The organism is Enterobacter sp. 237C8, from assembly GCF_034106865.1.
Classification (GTDB): domain Bacteria; phylum Pseudomonadota; class Gammaproteobacteria; order Enterobacterales; family Enterobacteriaceae; genus Enterobacter; species Enterobacter asburiae_B.
On sequence record NZ_JAWNDF010000002.1, the window covers coordinates 166836 to 182618 of the forward strand.

At 53.4% G+C, this 15783-nt stretch carries 14 protein-coding genes and 6 tRNA genes; 8 read left to right on the forward strand and 12 right to left on the reverse strand.

Going from position 1 to position 15783, the window contains the following annotated elements:
* Window positions 1-29 precede the first annotated feature (29 nt).
* The 3 genes from ptsH to cysZ all read right to left on the reverse strand — a co-directional run bounded on the left by ptsH (window position 30) and on the right by cysZ (window position 2501).
* Window positions 30-287, reverse strand: coding sequence for a phosphocarrier protein Hpr (gene ptsH / locus USF70_RS10715; protein ID WP_000487600.1), 258 nt, complete (start codon window positions 285-287; stop codon window positions 30-32).
* Window positions 288-604: 317 nt separating this feature from the next.
* On the reverse strand, window positions 605-1576 hold the full coding sequence (cysK, locus tag USF70_RS10720) for a cysteine synthase A (protein WP_014884739.1): 972 nt from the start codon (window positions 1574-1576) through the stop codon (window positions 605-607).
* Between the two features lie 163 nt (window positions 1577-1739).
* The gene (cysZ, locus tag USF70_RS10725) at window positions 1740-2501 is read right to left on the reverse strand and encodes a sulfate transporter CysZ (RefSeq protein WP_033146150.1); all 762 of its coding nucleotides are present in this window, start codon (window positions 2499-2501) and stop codon (window positions 1740-1742) included.
* Window positions 2502-2731: 230 nt separating this feature from the next.
* Between cysZ and zipA the strand changes: the two genes are divergently transcribed.
* From zipA to USF70_RS10740, 3 genes are all read left to right on the forward strand, one after another.
* Window positions 2732-3715 carry a cell division protein ZipA gene (gene zipA / locus USF70_RS10730; RefSeq protein ID WP_167818372.1) on the forward strand — a complete coding sequence of 328 codons (984 nt, stop codon included), beginning with the start codon at window positions 2732-2734 and terminating at the stop codon, window positions 3713-3715.
* Window positions 3716-3784: 69 nt separating this feature from the next.
* Window positions 3785-5800, forward strand: coding sequence for an NAD-dependent DNA ligase LigA (ligA, locus tag USF70_RS10735; protein ID WP_320735622.1), 2016 nt, complete (start codon window positions 3785-3787; stop codon window positions 5798-5800).
* 1 nt (window position 5801) lies between these two features.
* On the forward strand, window positions 5802-6017 hold the full coding sequence (locus tag USF70_RS10740) for a DUF3820 family protein (RefSeq protein WP_003861328.1): 216 nt from the start codon (window positions 5802-5804) through the stop codon (window positions 6015-6017).
* Here USF70_RS10740 and USF70_RS10745 read toward each other — a convergent pair.
* Window positions 6014-7009 carry a bile acid:sodium symporter family protein gene (locus USF70_RS10745; RefSeq protein ID WP_320735623.1) on the reverse strand — a complete coding sequence of 332 codons (996 nt, stop codon included), beginning with the start codon at window positions 7007-7009 and terminating at the stop codon, window positions 6014-6016. The genes USF70_RS10740 and USF70_RS10745 overlap by 4 nt on opposite strands.
* An 89-nt stretch (window positions 7010-7098) precedes the next feature.
* On the opposite strand from USF70_RS10745, the gene USF70_RS10750 reads away from it, so the two are divergent.
* On the forward strand, window positions 7099-8034 hold the full coding sequence (locus USF70_RS10750; protein ID WP_320735624.1) for a LysR family transcriptional regulator: 936 nt from the start codon (window positions 7099-7101) through the stop codon (window positions 8032-8034).
* Here the strand turns inward: USF70_RS10750 and USF70_RS10755 are convergent.
* From USF70_RS10755 to USF70_RS10775, 5 genes are all read right to left on the reverse strand, one after another.
* Window positions 8031-8369 carry a FlxA-like family protein gene (locus USF70_RS10755; protein ID WP_320735625.1) on the reverse strand — a complete coding sequence of 113 codons (339 nt, stop codon included), beginning with the start codon at window positions 8367-8369 and terminating at the stop codon, window positions 8031-8033. The genes USF70_RS10750 and USF70_RS10755 overlap by 4 nt on opposite strands.
* A 188-nt stretch (window positions 8370-8557) precedes the next feature.
* Window positions 8558-8633, reverse strand: a tRNA-Lys gene (locus USF70_RS10760).
* 4 nt (window positions 8634-8637) lie between these two features.
* Window positions 8638-8713 (reverse strand) — tRNA-Val (locus USF70_RS10765).
* A gap of 29 nt (window positions 8714-8742) precedes the next feature.
* Window positions 8743-8818, reverse strand: a tRNA-Val gene (locus USF70_RS10770).
* Window positions 8819-8859: 41 nt separating this feature from the next.
* Window positions 8860-8935: transfer RNA gene (locus tag USF70_RS10775), tRNA-Val, on the reverse strand.
* Between the two features lie 258 nt (window positions 8936-9193).
* Here USF70_RS10775 and gltX point away from each other — a divergent pair.
* Complete coding sequence (gene gltX, locus USF70_RS10780; RefSeq protein ID WP_087823074.1) at window positions 9194-10609, forward strand: glutamate--tRNA ligase; 1416 nt, start codon at window positions 9194-9196, stop codon at window positions 10607-10609.
* Window positions 10610-10661: 52 nt separating this feature from the next.
* Here gltX and USF70_RS10785 read toward each other — a convergent pair whose 3' ends face one another.
* Window positions 10662-11045, reverse strand: coding sequence for a YfeC-like transcriptional regulator (locus USF70_RS10785; protein ID WP_033146144.1), 384 nt, complete (start codon window positions 11043-11045; stop codon window positions 10662-10664).
* Between the two features lies 1 nt (window position 11046).
* Window positions 11047-11409: a YfeC-like transcriptional regulator gene (locus USF70_RS10790; protein ID WP_039263693.1), complete on the reverse strand. Its 363-nt coding sequence runs from the start codon at window positions 11407-11409 to the stop codon at window positions 11047-11049.
* Between the two features lie 217 nt (window positions 11410-11626).
* On the opposite strand from USF70_RS10790, the gene USF70_RS10795 reads away from it, so the two are divergent.
* From USF70_RS10795 to USF70_RS10805, 3 genes are all read left to right on the forward strand, one after another.
* Window positions 11627-11702 (forward strand) — tRNA-Ala (locus USF70_RS10795).
* Window positions 11703-11743: 41 nt separating this feature from the next.
* A tRNA-Ala gene (locus USF70_RS10800) sits at window positions 11744-11819 on the forward strand.
* Window positions 11820-12032: 213 nt separating this feature from the next.
* Window positions 12033-14225, forward strand: a complete 2193-nt coding sequence (locus USF70_RS10805; protein WP_320735626.1) for an EAL domain-containing protein — start codon at window positions 12033-12035, stop codon at window positions 14223-14225.
* Between the two features lie 44 nt (window positions 14226-14269).
* Here the strand turns inward: USF70_RS10805 and USF70_RS10810 are convergent, their stop codons facing one another.
* Window positions 14270-15457 (reverse strand): NupC/NupG family nucleoside CNT transporter, encoded by a 1188-nt coding sequence (locus USF70_RS10810; RefSeq protein ID WP_008501591.1) that lies wholly within the window; start codon window positions 15455-15457, stop codon window positions 14270-14272.
* Between the last annotated feature and the right edge of the window lie 326 nt (window positions 15458-15783).

Genomic DNA, 15783 nt, shown 5'->3' on the forward strand with positions numbered 1-15783 from the left:
GTGACTGATATTTAAAAGAACCCGGAAACTTACTCGAGCTCAGCCATCAGTTTTACCAGATGCTCAACTGCTTTCTGCTCGTCTTCACCTTCTGCAGAGATGGTGACAACGGTGCCCTGAGTCAGGCCCAGAGTCTGCAGTTTGAACAGGCTTTTTGCGCTCGCGCTTTTGCCGTTGGAAGTCACAGTGATTTCAGAAGTGAAGCCTTTTGCTTCTTTAACAAACTGAGCAGCAGGGCGGGTGTGCAGACCGTTCGGAGCGGTAATGGTAACTTCTTGCTGGAACATTGTATTTCCCCAACTTATAGGTTTAGTGTTGTGGAACTAAAGTCTAGCCTGGCGACTGAACTTTAGCCTGTATTGTTAGCGCTGACGTTTCGATCGTCATTAAACATTATGCAGCGAAAGCAAGACTTGAACCAAATCATAAAATCGATTCAGCAAGGCTATTTCATTCACCGATTAATTTCACGCATCAAAATAATTGCTGGTTTAAATACCAGACCCAACGGGGTGAAGCAATGCCAGGAGGGGCAAAAGTTTGAAGCAGGCCACAAAAAAGCACCTGAAAAGGTGCTTTTTTACGCGTTATTAACATGCTGGCACTACTGTTGCAGTTCTTTTTCGGTAAACAGATCGGCAAACAGTGCGGTGCTCAAGTAACGCTCGCCCGAAGAAGGAAGGATAACCACAATATTCTTGTTGGTAAAGGCTTCATCTTCCTGAAGCTTGAGCGCTGCCGCAACGGCTGCACCGGAAGAGATACCCGCCAGAATGCCTTCTTCATCCATCAGGCGACGCGCGGTAGAAATGGCTTCTTCGTTAGTGATAGTCACCACTTTATCGATCAGCTTCAGATCCAGGTTGCCCGGAATGAAGCCTGCGCCAATACCCTGAATTTTATGCGGGCCTGGCTTAAGCTCTTCACCCGCCAGTGCCTGGGTGATAACCGGTGAGTCAGTTGGCTCAACGGCAACGGTGATCAGGTCTTTTTTACCCTTTGTGCCTTTAATATAGCGTGACACGCCGGTCAGCGTACCGCCGGTACCTACGCCGGAGATAAAGACGTCAACCTGGCCGTCGGTATCTTCCCAGATTTCCGGACCTGTGGTCTTCTCGTGAATTTCCGGGTTAGCCGGGTTGCTGAACTGCTGAAGCAGCAGATATTTCGCCGGATCGCTGGCCACAATCTCTTCAGCTTTCTGAATGGCGCCCTTCATGCCCTTCGCGCCTTCGGTCAGCACCAGGTTCGCGCCCAGCGCTTTGAGCAGCTTACGACGCTCAATGCTCATGGTTTCTGGCATGGTCAGCGTCAGCTTGTAGCCACGCGCGGCGGCAACATAGGCCAGAGCGATACCGGTATTGCCGCTGGTCGGTTCCACCAGCTCAACGCCAGGCTTCAGTACGCCACGTTTTTCAGCATCCCAAATCATGTTTGCACCGATACGGCATTTTACGCTGAAGCTCGGGTTACGTGATTCGACCTTCGCCAGAATGCGTCCATTACCGATACGGTTCAGTCGAACCAGGGGCGTATGACCGATAGTCAGCGAGTTGTCTTCATAAATCTTACTCATGGCCTGTCCTTAACTGTATGAAATTGGGATACCGACCCAGCATACCTGTTGAGCAAGTAGGGGGAAGTAAGGAATTCGCATATCTATATACTGCAAGGAAATAATGGGGATCAGTATGGAATAAGGGGCGGCATAAGCCACCCCTGCTTTACACATTTTTGCATTATTTCCATAACGCGTGCTTAGCACGGTAGCAGTCGACCCACATCGCCGTCGCGCCGCAGACGGCGACGGGCATGATGAACAGATTCAGGAAGGGAATCATGGTGAACAGGCTGGTTAGCGCGCCAAACTGCATATTGGCGACCTTCTGGCTGCGCAGGGCGGTGCGCATCTCTTTAAACGGCACCTTGTGGTTATCGAACGGATAGTCGCAGTACTGGATGGCCAGCATCCAGGCGCTGAACAGGAACCACAGCACCGGCGCCACCGTCTGGCCAATGCCTGGCACAAAATAGAGGATAAGCAGCACGACCGCGCGGGGCAGGTACCAGGCAAACTTCTGCCACTCGCGCTTCATGATGCGTGGCAGGTCTTTCATGATCCCCAGCACGCCCGTGTCCGGTGGCGTCGCACCAGTAAGCCGCGCTTCCAGCTGTTCCGCCAGCAGACCGTTGAACGGTGCGGCTATCCAGTTGGCAATCGTCGAAAAGAAGTACCCAAACACCAGCAGCACGGAGATCACCGCCACCGGCCAGAGCAGGTAGTTAAGCCACTGCAGCCAGTCCGGCACGTAACTCATCAGCGACGGGATCCAGCTCTCCAGCTTTGCGAATAGCCACCAGAACGCGCCGCCCATCAGAATAATGTTGATCAACAGCGGCAGAATCACGAAGCGTCGAATCCCCGGCAGGGAGACCAGTTTCCAGCCCTGAGAAAAATACCAGACGCCGCTGCGCGGGGGAGAAGAAGATGTTGAAACCATAGCCAGGCTGTACTCCTTTTTACACAACCAGTGGAATTGCCCGCCTATATTATCCACTTACGGAGCAATGACCAGTTCGGAAATGTTCGAAAAACCAGCAAAAAGCACGATTTCCTTCATCTTTATGCTGTGAATGCTCTGCACACACTTGCACTTGACGTAAACGGCAAATACTCTTAGTGAGTAAATGTTTGCCGTGGTGGCAAGGTGTTAGAACAACAGAGAATATAATGATGCAGGATTTGCGTCTGATATTAATCATTGTTGGCGCGATCGCCATAATCGCTTTACTGGTACATGGTTTCTGGACCAGCCGTAAAGAGCGTTCCTCGATGTTTCGCGATCGCCCACTGAAGCGCATGAAGTCCAGTCGTGACGACGATGACAGTGAAGATGACATCGACGGCAGCGATGACGACGGCGTGGGTGAAGTTCGTGTTCATCGGGTCAATACTGCGCCCGGCGCAGGCCATGGGGAGCATGAAGCGCCTCGTCCTTCGCAGCACCAGTATCAACCGCCGTATGCTTCCGCACAGCCGCGCCAGCCAGCGCCGCAGCCTGTGGAAGAACCGGTGCGCCAGCCGCCGCAACAGCCTGTCTATCAGCAGCCTGCTGCGCCACAGCCGGTTCAACAGCAACCGGTGCAGCAGCCCGTGCAGCAACAGCCAGCTCAGCCGGTACAACAACCGCAGCAGCCTGTTCACGTACAGCCTGCGCCTCAGCCTGCTCCGGCTCTACACGTTGAGCCTGAGCCCGTTGTAGAACCAGAGCCGGTTGTTGAAAAACCGCAGCGTAAAGAAGCGGTGATCATCATGAACGTGGCCGCGCATCACGGCAGCCATCTTAACGGTGACGTGCTGCTCAACAGTATTCAACAGGCAGGATTCAAGTTTGGCGATATGAACATTTTCCATCGCCATCTGAGCCCTGACGGTAGCGGTCCGGCGCTGTTCAGCCTGGCCAACATGGTTAACCCTGGCACCTTTGATCCGGAAATGACCGGTGATTTCGTGACCCCGGGCGTCACTATCTTTATGCAGGTGCCTTCTTACGGCGACGAACTGCAAAACTTTAAGCTGATGCTGCAGTCCGCTCAGCACATCGCTGACGAAGTCGGCGGCGTGGTGCTCGACGATCAGCGTCGAATGATGACCCCGCAGAAGCTGCGCGAGTATCAGGACCGCATCCGCGAAGTTAAGGAAGCTAACGCGTAATCGTCGCGTTTACTTCAACTCCTCCTCAACCCCCGCCTGTCGGGGGTTTTTTCTCATTGATGGTGCGATATGGACTCAATCGAACAACAACTCACTGAACTGCGAACCACGCTTCGCCATCATGAATACCTCTATCATGTTATGGACGCGCCGGAAGTCCCGGATGCCGAATATGACCGCCTGATGCGCGAGCTGCGCGAATTAGAGGCGCAGCATCCGGAGCTTATCACGCCGGATTCCCCTACCCAGCGCGTCGGCGCTGAGCCGCTGGGCGCTTTCAGCCAGGTGCGCCATGAGGTGCCGATGCTGTCGCTGGATAACGTATTTGATGAAGAGAGCTTCCTCGCGTTTAACAAGCGCGTGCAGGATCGTCTGAAAAGCAGCGACTCCCTCACCTGGTGCTGCGAGCTCAAGCTGGATGGCCTGGCGGTCAGTCTTCTCTATGAAAACGGTGTGCTGGTGCGTGCCGCAACGCGTGGCGACGGTACGACGGGCGAAGACATCACCACCAACGTGCGTACCATCCGCGCGATCCCGCTGAAGCTGCAGGGTGACAACATTCCCGCGCGTCTGGAAGTGCGCGGCGAGGTGTTCCTGCCCCAGGCGGGCTTCGAGAAAATTAACGATGAGGCGCGTCGCACCGGCGGGAAGGTGTTTGCTAACCCGCGTAATGCGGCGGCAGGCTCTCTGCGCCAGCTTGACCCGCGTATTACCGCGAAGCGACCGCTTACTTTCTTCTGCTACGGCGTCGGTATTCTGGAGGGCGGCGAGCTGCCGGAAACGCACCTCGGACGCCTGCTGCAGTTTAAAGCGTGGGGCCTGCCGGTGAGCAACCGCGTTCAGCTCTGCGACTCGCCGGAAGCGGTGCTGGCGTTCTACCACAAGGTGGAAGAGGACCGTCCGACGCTCGGTTTTGATATTGATGGCGTCGTCATCAAGGTGAATTCACTGGCGCTGCAGGAGCAGCTGGGCTTTGTGGCGCGCGCGCCGCGCTGGGCGGTGGCGTTTAAGTTCCCTGCTCAGGAGCAGATGACCGTCGTTCGCGACGTGGAGTTCCAGGTTGGCCGTACGGGGGCGATTACCCCGGTCGCCCGTCTGGAGCCCGTGCAGGTTGCGGGCGTGCTGGTGAGTAACGCCACGCTGCATAACGCCGATGAAATCGAACGCCTCGGCCTGCGCATTGGTGACAAAGTGGTGATTCGCCGCGCGGGCGACGTTATCCCGCAGGTGGTTAACGTCGTGGAGTCAGAGCGTCCTGCCGATACGCGCGAGATCGTCTTCCCGACCCACTGCCCCGTGTGCGGCTCCGACGTTGAGCGTGTGGAAGGTGAAGCGGTGGCGCGCTGTACGGGTGGCTTAATCTGTGGCGCGCAGCGTAAAGAGTCGCTGAAGCACTTCGTCTCCCGTCGGGCGATGGACGTCGACGGCATGGGCGACAAGATTATCGATCAGCTGGTTGAGAAAGAGTATGTTCATACGCCAGCGGATCTCTTCAGGCTGACGGCAGGTAAACTGACCGGCCTGGATCGCATGGGGCCAAAGTCAGCCCAGAATGTGGTTAACGCGCTGGAAGCCGCCAAAGAGACCACCTTTGCCCGCTTCCTGTACGCGCTGGGCATTCGTGAAGTGGGTGAGGCAACGGCAGCGGGCCTGGCGGCGTACTTTGGTACGCTGGAGGCGCTGGAAAAGGCAAGCATCGACGAGCTGCAGAAAGTCCCTGACGTAGGCATTGTGGTCGCCACGCACGTCTTTAACTTCTTCGCCGAAGAGAGCAACCGTGAAGTTATCGGCAAGCTGCTGGAAGAGGGCATCAGGTGGCCAGCGCCGGTAGTGGTTAACGCCGAAGAGATCGACAGCCCGTTCGCCGGTAAAACGGTCGTCCTGACCGGCAGCCTGAGCCAGCTTTCACGCGACGATGCGAAAGCGCGCCTGGTGGCGCTGGGGGCCAAAGTGGCGGGCAGCGTGTCGAAGAAAACCGACCTGGTGATCGCCGGGGAAGCGGCGGGTTCGAAGCTGGCAAAAGCCCAGGAGCTCGGCATTGAGGTTATCGACGAAGCGGAAATGATGCGTCTGTTAGGAGAGTAACGTGGAGAAAGAACAGCTCGTTGAAATAGCCAATACGGAGATGCCGTTCGGTAAATACAAGGGCCGCAGGCTGATTGATTTGCCGGAGGAGTATCTGCTGTGGTTTGCCCGTAAGGATGAATTCCCGGCAGGGCGACTGGGCGAGCTGATGGCTATCACGTTACTGATCAAAACTGAGGGGCTGACCCAGCTGGTTCAGCCCCTGAAACGTCCTTAAGCCTTCGCGGCGCGGGTCTCTTCCTGCGCCAGCTTTTCGGTCTGGCGCTTGTAGCGACGCGCCAGCACCGCGCAGACCATCAGCTGGATCTGGTGGAAAATCATCAGCGGCAGCACCATCATCCCAATCACCGAGGTCGGGAACAAAATATTGGCCATCGGGATACCGTTTGCCAGGCTCTTTTTGGAACCGCAGAAGACAATGGTGATTTCATCCGCTTTGCTGAAGCCGCACCTGCGTGACACAAAGACGTTTACCGCAATCACAATCGCCAGCAGGACGATGCTGACCACCACGATAAACAGCAGCGAGCCTGCGCCCACCTTATGCCAGATCCCGTTCACAACCGCTTCGCTGAAGGCGGAATAGACCACCAGCAGAATCGACGACTGGTCGGTTTTTGAGATCCATTTCTTGTGCTTCGTCACGAACGCCCCGGTCCATGGACGGGATAGATGCCCCAGGACAAACGGCAGCAGCAGCTGCAGGCAAATTTTTCCAACCTGCTCGAGATTGCCTTCCGCGCCGTGCATGTTCATCAGCAGGCCCACCAGCAGCGGGGAAACGAAAATCCCTAACAGGCTGGATGCCGATGCCGAGCAAACCGCGGCCGCAACGTTTCCTCCCGCGAGAGAGGTAAAGGCAATGGCGGACTGCACGGTAGCCGGCAGAATACAGAGATACAGGAAACCGGTGTAGAGCGCCGGGTCGACGTTAACCGGCGCCCACCAGGCAAACAGCACTCCGAGGATTGGGAACAGAATGAACGTGCTGCACATCACCCAGAGATGCAGCCGCCAGTGGCTACCGCCGGCAATAATCGCTTCGCGCGAGAGCTTTGCGCCGTGCATAAAGAACAGCAGCGCGATGGCGGCCGTCGTCAGCCCTTCAAAAAACGGGACGAAGCCCCCGCGGGCGGGGAAGAACGAGGCCAGTAAAACGGTAACCACCAGGGTGAGCGTAAACGGATCAACAATACGAAATAGTTTCATAATGACTCCTGAAAACAGATGTCGCTATTGTGCTTTTTTCCATTTGAGAAATAAAATTGATTTATTGCATCCATTCATGAATAAAACAGATGAATTATTCCTTACGCCAGCTTCGTATTTTCGTCACCGTCGCTCACGCCCGCAGCTTTAGCCGGGCAGGGGAGATGATTGGCCTGAGCCAGTCGGCGGTCAGCCACAGCGTGAAAGAGCTTGAGAATCAGACCGGGGTGAAGTTGCTTGACCGCACAACCCGTGAAGTGGTGCTGACCGAAGCGGGGCAGCAGCTCGCCCTGCGTCTTGAACGATTGCTGGATGAGCTGAACAGCACGCTCAGAGACGTGGGGAGGCTGGGGCAGCAGCTTTCGGGGACCGTGCGCGTCGCGGCCAGCCAGACAATCTCTGCGCACCTTATCCCGCAATGTATTGCCGAGGGAAGTCATCGCTACCCGGACATTGATTTTGTCCTGCATGACAGGCCGCAGCAGTGGGTGCTGGAGAGCATCCGCCAGGGAGATGTGGATTTTGGTATTGTTATCGATCCCGGCCAGGCGAGCGATCTGGCGTGTGAAAGCGTACTTTCCGAGCCATTCTTGCTGCTCTGCCGTGACGACGACCCGCTGGCAGAGTTGCCGGAAGTCAGCTGGCAGTCCCTGCAGGGCGCGAACCTGGTTTTACAGGATTATGCCTCGGGCAGCCGTCCGCTGATTGATTCCGCGCTGGTGAATCAGGGCGTAAAGGCAACGATCGTGCAGGAGATTGGTCACCCGGCGACGCTTTTTCCCATGGTAGAAGCCGGCATTGGCATCAGCGTGTTGCCCGCCCTGGCGCTTCCCCTGCCGCAGGGAAGCCGGTTAGCCGTCAAGCGATTAACGCCCGTTGTTGAGCGAAAGCTGATGCTGGTGCGGCGAAAAAATCGCTCACTCTCGGGAGCGGCGCAGGCTATCTGGGAAGTGGTGCGTATCCAGGCACAACGATTAACCGAAGCCCGCATACGCGACCCACTGTTTAACGCATCAGAAGATTAGATGTAAATATCAATCTGATTATTGTCTGAAGGGGTATTCACACCTTCCACTTTGCCCAGCTTTTGATCCTGCTTCTTTTGGGCCTCTTCTGCCTGCTGGCGCTGCAGCGCGGCGAGCTGTGCCTGCAGCACTTTGAGCTGGGTCTGAATAAGTTCCTGCTGCTTTTTCTTCTCATCGGTGCTGACGGGACTGTTTGCCAGCTCTTTTAACTGCTGAGTCAGCTTTTTGATCTTGTCGAGAATGCGGGTGATTTGCGTAGCGATATCGTTACTGCTGGAAGTTCCACTCGCGCCGCTGGTTTGAATCTGTTGGGTTGAAGCCTGAATGGTCGTCATACTTTTTCCTCGCGTTATAAAACAGAGGTATCGGCACCAACGGGATTAGCTTGAGCAAAACTGCCATATCTGGCAGGGAGTTACATTGATACACAATCAGTAATGATGATGCGGTGAAAGCGTACTGGAAGGCGGAAGTAGACAAACTTCAGATAGCAAAAAGGCGCCTTTAGGGCGCCTTTCTACATTGGTGGGTCGTGCAGGATTCGAACCTGCGACCAATTGATTAAAAGTCAACTGCTCTACCAACTGAGCTAACGACCCGAAATGGTGGGCGATGACGGGCTCGAACCGCCGACCCCCTCCGTGTAAAGGAGATGCTCTACCAACTGAGCTAATCGCCCATTTCGGAACTGCTGCGATAAGGTGAGAATGGTGGGCGATGACGGGCTCGAACCGCCGACCCCCTCCGTGTAAAGGAGATGCTCTACCAACTGAGCTAATCGCCCAATCTCAATTCTTATCTACACTGCGGGTCTACCGAAGTAGATGGTGGGTGATGACGGGCTCGAACCGCCGACCCCCTCCGTGTAAAGGAGATGCTCTACCAACTGAGCTAATCACCCCCGCTGTGTGGAGTCGCATTATAGGGAGAGTTGAAAATGAGTCAACGCATTTTCTAAAGTTTTTATTCGTTCGTCGTAAAATTAAACAAAACGATCGCGAAACGGGCAATGACGCATGATTTCTAAACAAAAATCGCAATCTAGGTCACGATAAAGGGATCAACATTGAGGAATCCCCCCACAGTGATAGAATATTGCCCATCGTTTTTTCCCCAGGATTTGCCGATTGCCGGCATCTTTATAACGTAAGGCCATTTCATGAAAATCAAAACTCGCTTCGCGCCGAGCCCGACAGGCTATCTGCACGTCGGTGGTGCACGTACCGCTCTCTATTCCTGGCTTTTCGCACGCCACAACAAAGGTGAGTTCGTGCTGCGTATTGAAGACACCGATCTTGAGCGCTCCACGCCAGAAGCAATTGAAGCCATTATGGATGGGATGAACTGGCTGAATCTGGAATGGGATGAAGGTCCTTACTTCCAGACCAAACGCTTTGACCGCTATAACGCCGTCATTGATGAGATGCTGGTCGCGGGCACGGCGTATAAGTGCTACTGCTCTAAAGAGCGTCTGGATGAACTGCGTGAAGCGCAGATGGCGAACGGTGAAAAGCCGCGTTATGACGGCCGCTGCCGCCACGACCATAGCGAGCATGCTGCAGATGAGCCTTGCGTGGTGCGTTTTGCTAACCCGCAAGAGGGATCGGTAATCTTTGACGACCAGATCCGTGGCCCAATTGAATTCAGCAACCAGGAGCTGGACGATCTGATCATCCGTCGTACCGACGGTTCTCCAACCTACAACTTCTGCGTTGTGGTTGACGACTGGGATATGGAAATTACCCACGTTGTCCGTGGTGAAGACCATATCAACAATACGCCACGTCAGATCAACATCCTGAAGGCGCTGAACGCTCCTGTGCCAGTTTATGCGCACGTCTCCATGATCAACGGTGATGACGGGAAAAAACTGTCTAAACGTCACGGTGCGGTAAGCGTTATGCAGTATCGCGACGACGGCTATCTGCCGGAAGCGCTGCTGAACTATCTGGTGCGTCTGGGCTGGGCCCACGGTGACCAGGAGATCTTTAGCCGCGAAGAGATGATCGAACTATTCTCTCTGAGCTCTGTAAGCAAATCAGCGAGCGCCTTTAATACCGACAAGCTCCTGTGGCTGAACCATCACTACATCAACACCATGCAGCCAGAATATGTGGCGACGTATCTGCAGTGGCATATTGAGCAGGCAAATATTGATACCCGCACTGGCCCTGAGCTGGCGGACCTGGTGAAACTCCTCGGCGAGCGCTGCAAAACGCTGAAAGAGATTGCCGAAAGCTGCCGCTACTTCTATGAAGAGTTTGAAGAGTTCGACGCGGACGCCGCGAAGAAACACCTCCGTCCGGTTGCGCGTCAGCCGCTGGAAGTGGTGCGCGACAAGCTGGCGGCCCTTACCGAGTGGACCGCTGAGAATGTGCATCACGCCATTCAGGCGACGGCAGACGAACTGGAAGTCGGTATGGGTAAAGTCGGCATGCCACTGCGCGTTGCGGTGACCGGGGCGGGTCAGTCTCCGGCACTGGATGTGACGGTTCACGCCATCGGCAAGTCACGCAGCGTGGCGCGCATTAACAGGGCGCTGGACTTTATTGCTGAACGCGAAAACCAGCAGTAATTAGGCCTCAGATAAAAAACGGCAGGGTAACCTGCCGTTTTTTTTATGCCTTTTATTCCGTGAGACCGAGCCGCGTCAGAAAGCCGTGTATGCCTTCGCGTTTCAATAAGGCGTCCAGACGCCTCTGCTCTGGCTGAGTCATACTCTCCAGCGTCTCAATAATGCCCGGAGACAGGTTTGAAGAGGGTTCACTGTATGAAGCGGTGACCTCAGCGAGATGGTAAACCGCCTGACGGTTACGGATCGCCGGAAGGCTCATAATATGTTCCTTCACGCGCGCATCAATATGAATGAGCCGCGCGCGACCACCCTTCACGCCGTTGAGGCCTTCGGTTTTCCATCCCTGCTGGCGTATCCAGCGATTAACCGTTTGTCTGGCAACGCCCAAACTCTCCGCCAGCTCTTCCGTGGTCATTTTGCTGCGTAATTTTTTCATATCAGTTCTGATCGCGAATCCCTAAACGTTGCAACAAGCCGGTAATCCCTTCCCGCATTAACAGCGATGTCATCTGCTTCTGCTCTTCCGGCGTCATTTCATTGGCCAGCGTCAGGAGCAGCGTGTGGAGCGAACTATCATGACTGACGCCTTCTGGCAGTTCGGGCGTTTCACTTGCCCGACGTGCGCTGCGGATAAAGTCACGGACTTTTTCGTTCACATGTACCAGGCGAGCTTTCCCGCCCTGGACGCCTGGTTTTGGTGATGTAATCCAACCCTCTTTGCGTACCCATTTATTGATGGTCTGGCGGCTATAGCCAGTGAGGAGGGCTAACTCTTCTGGCGTCATTCGTTCCTTGATCATACAATTTCCTGAATATCAGTAGGGTTAATTAACGGCTCATTTTATAGCACCGTTTTACGTGAAAACGTGACAGGCTTAACTCCTGACTGCGAGCAGGCTCGCAAAGTGATTCATTTGCATGAATTTTCGGCGATTGAATTGCTGGGATTGATTTTGCCGTTGACACTCCGCGGTGGAATTCATATTATGCCGCCCGTCAACATGACAGCTTTACGATGGGGCTATAGCTCAGCTGGGAGAGCGCTTGCATGGCATGCAAGAGGTCAGCGGTTCGATCCCGCTTAGCTCCACCAAACTCTGAACCCAACAGAGTGCGGTCAGTAAAGTTACATGTGGGGCTATAGCTCAGCTGGGAGAGCGCTTGCATGGCATGCAAGAGGTCAGCGGTTCGATCCCGCTTAGCTCCACCAAAATTGTAAACCCTCGTCGAAAGACGAGGGTTTTTTTTATGTGTTTGTAACACTCGCCACCGTATTTTGTTATCAAAAAGAAGGTATTCCCGTACCTCACCTCAATCGACATCAATAAACCAGTCTAAAAATAGACTTGAACTTGATTCGCGCAATTAATAAACCTATTATCCATCCGGTCAATAATTCTCTCGGAAAATAACGCCCAGGTTAATGAATAGAAAAACTTACAATAATGTAAAGATATTTATGATTGCTCTGGCTTTATGCCTGATTGCGGTACCTGTCTCCCGTTATCTCTCTCCCCGCGCAATTGTTAATGGTCACGACGTTTATTTAGCATGGTTACCTTTAAGCGTAATGCTGGCGGTAATTCTGCTATTTGGGCGCAGGGCTATTCTTCCCATTTTGTTAGGTTTTACTGTCACTAATTTATTCTATGTAAATTTAGCACCGCTACAATATTCAGTATTACTGTTCTGTCAGACCTTTGCGTTGTTCGCGGCGTGCGGCCTTCTGCGCATCATGCTGGGTAAGCGTTGGCGCCACTCCATCCCTAACAAGCACATCGGATTGCGGATATTCTGGCTCGGTTTTATGGTGCCAATAGGGATTAAGCTGTCGATGTATTTGGCGGGCTATTTGTTTGATTTTCCGGTGACAATTTCGACCTTTTTCGGCGAAGGGACGGTAATTTATAACGTTGTGGATATACAAAGCCTGATATGTGCGGCATTGATTTTTACCATGATGTTCTATTACCCGTTAAGAATGATAATTAATCCTCGTTATGCAATAAATTTCTGGCGACGAAGCGTGAAGCCCGTGTTTTTTCACAAGAATTCATTATATATTTTTGCCTGGCTGGTGCTTTTAAGTTTCATTCTCGTCATTTTATGTGGTCCTTTTGAATCTCCCGTCATTGCGGGCTATTTGATGCCGCTGATTTTTATTCTTTTTACCTTAGCGATAAGCCGACTGACCTATGCGTTGATTTCTCTGCTGTGGGCTGTATCTGCGCTGCTGCTGTTGACCTACAACTACAACTTCCTTAACGGGGTGGAATCGGGCCATTCGCTCTCTTTTATTCTGTCAGTGCTTATCTCGTTCGCGATCTGCCTGCTTTACATGTCGCGTATTTACCAGCGCAGCGAGTGGCTTAAGCGAGGCTGGCAGGGCAGGGCGCTCACCGATCCGCTGACCGGATTGCCCAATATTCGTGCGCTGGAGGATTATCTTGAGATTCACCCGGATGCAAAAGTGAGCATTCTGCGTATGGATAACCTGGAATTTTTGAGCCGCCACTATGGGATCCTCATGCGGGTCCATTGCAAACGTACGATCGCCACGTCGCTGCAGCCTCTCCTGCAAAAAGATGAGACGCTCTTCCAGCTCCCCGGAAGCGAACTTGTGCTGGTATTACTGGGTCCGGGAACCGCTGAGCGCCTCCAGCATATGGTTGATCGGCTGAACAGCCGTAAGATTTTCTGGAACAACACCGGGCTGGATATTGAATTCGGTGCGTCCTGGGGAATGGTCGAAAACGGCGAAAAATTGCACCACACGCTGGGGCAACTGAGCTGGCTGGCCGAGCAATCCTGCGGAACAACAAACAACGTGCTTGCGCTCACGAATAGCCTCGAGGCGGCATCAGGGCAAACGACAGAACGTGTCCTGATGCTGGCGCGGATTAAGCATGCCCTGGAGGCGGGCCAGTTCCATTTATACGCGCAACCGATCCAGAAGGCGGACGGGAGCGGCTACTACGAAATTCTGGCGCGTATGGAGAGCGAGGGCGAGATCTTCACTCCTGACCGCTTTATTCCGTTGATTGCCCAGTTCAACCTTAGCCACCGGTTTGATATGTGCGTCATGGAGAAATTACTGCTGTGGCTGCGCGATCACCCTTCAACGCAGGCTGGCGTTCGTTTCTCCGTTAATCTGATGCCGCTTACGCTGATGCAAAAAGAGGTGGCGTCCGAGATTTGTGCGCTCTTTGAACGCTACGGCGTTGCGCCTCAGTCCGTCGTGATTGAGATTACCGAAGAGCAGGCCTTCTCAAATTCAGGCAGCAGCATCCACAATATTCAGCAACTGCGGGATTACGGTTTCCGGATTGCTATAGATGATTTTGGTACCGGCTACGCCAACTACGAGCGCCTCAGACGCCTGCAGGCAGACATCATTAAAATTGACGGCTGCTTTATTAAAGACATTTGTACCGATGATATGGATGCGATGATCGTGCAGTCGATGTGTAATCTGGCGAAGACGAAATCGCTGTGCGTCGTAGCGGAATACGTCGAAACACCGGCGCAGCGCGAGATGCTGCTTCGCTTCGGCGTGGATTACCTGCAGGGCTACCTGATAGGCAAACCCAAACCGCTGGAAGAATTGCGGGCATAAAAAAACCGGGAGCCAGGCTCCCGGTTTTTGTTTAACGCTAAACGTTAGAGTACCAGTGCCGCGATAGAAGCAGACAGGACGCTCACCAGCGTAGAGCCGTAAACCAGCTTCAGGCCAAAGCGAGAAACCACGTTGCCCTGTTCTTCGTTCAGACCTTTAATCGCGCCCGCGATAATCCCGATGGACGAGAAGTTCGCGAAGGAGACCAGGAACACGGACAGAATGCCTTCCGCGCGCGGAGAAAGCGTGCTGGCAATTTTCTGCAGATCCATCATCGCAACGAATTCGTTAGAAACCAGTTTGGTTGCCATGATACTGCCCACCTGCAGCGCTTCGTGAGCCGGAACACCCATCACCCAGGCAACCGGGTAGAAGATGTAGCCCAGAATACCCTGGAAGGAGATACCCAGCACCGCGGCGAACAGGGCGTTCAGTGCAGAAATCAGCGCAATGAAGCCGATCAGCATGGCGGCAACGATAATCGCTACTTTGAAGCCCGCCAGAATGTACTCACCCAGCATTTCGAAGAAGCTCTGGCCTTCGTGCAGGTTTGACATCTGAATGTTCTCTTCGCTTGCGTCAACGCGGTACGGGTTGATCAGCGACAGAACGATAAAGGTGCTGAACATGTTCAGAACCAGCGCTGCAACAACATACTTTGGCTCCAGCATGGTCATATACGCGCCCACGATAGACATGGAAACGGTAGACATTGCGGTTGCCGCCATGGTGTACATGCGGTTGCGGGACATTTTGCCGAGAATATCTTTATACGCGATGAAGTTCTCAGACTGACCGAGGATCAGGGAACTGACGGCGTTGAAGGATTCCAGCTTGCCCATGCCGTTCACTTTGGATAACAGGAAACCAATTCCACGAATAACGAACGGCAGAACGCGGATGTGCTGCAGGATACCGATCAGCGCGGAGATGAAGACGATAGGGCAGAGAACCTTCAGGAAGAAGAACGCCAGACCTTCGTCGTTCATTTTACCGAAGACAAAGTTGGTCCCTTCATTGGCGAATCCGAGCAGTTTTTCGAACATTTCGGAGAAGCCTTTCACGAAGCCGAGGCCTACGTTTGAGTTCAGGAAGAACCACGCAAGTAAAACTTCAATGACCAGCAGTTGGACAACATAACGGATACGAATTTTTTTGCGGTCTGTGCTGACCAGCAATGCAAGTGCAGTAACGACAACAAGTGCCAGGACAAAATGAAGGACGCGGTCCATATTTGCTCCAAATATGAGGCAGGTTTAATTTTCGTGCACATTCTATGTAACAAGCGAAAAGAAAACGAGATCGAGGACACACTATAGTTACATCCTGTGACGAGTCTCAAAAATAGTGATCCACAATACATTTTTGTTATGTTAGGTAAATGAGTGAAAAGTTAAGTTTGTGTGCTAGTCTTCACAAAAGCGCGCGCGATTTTAGTTTCTGTTAGATCGCCCCACTTACCCGCCCGTCTATCGTTCAAAGCTATCAGAGAAATCACTGTAAACATCACAAATGATCTTGATAATCATTCTCATTTTGATAGCATTAAACATAGCAA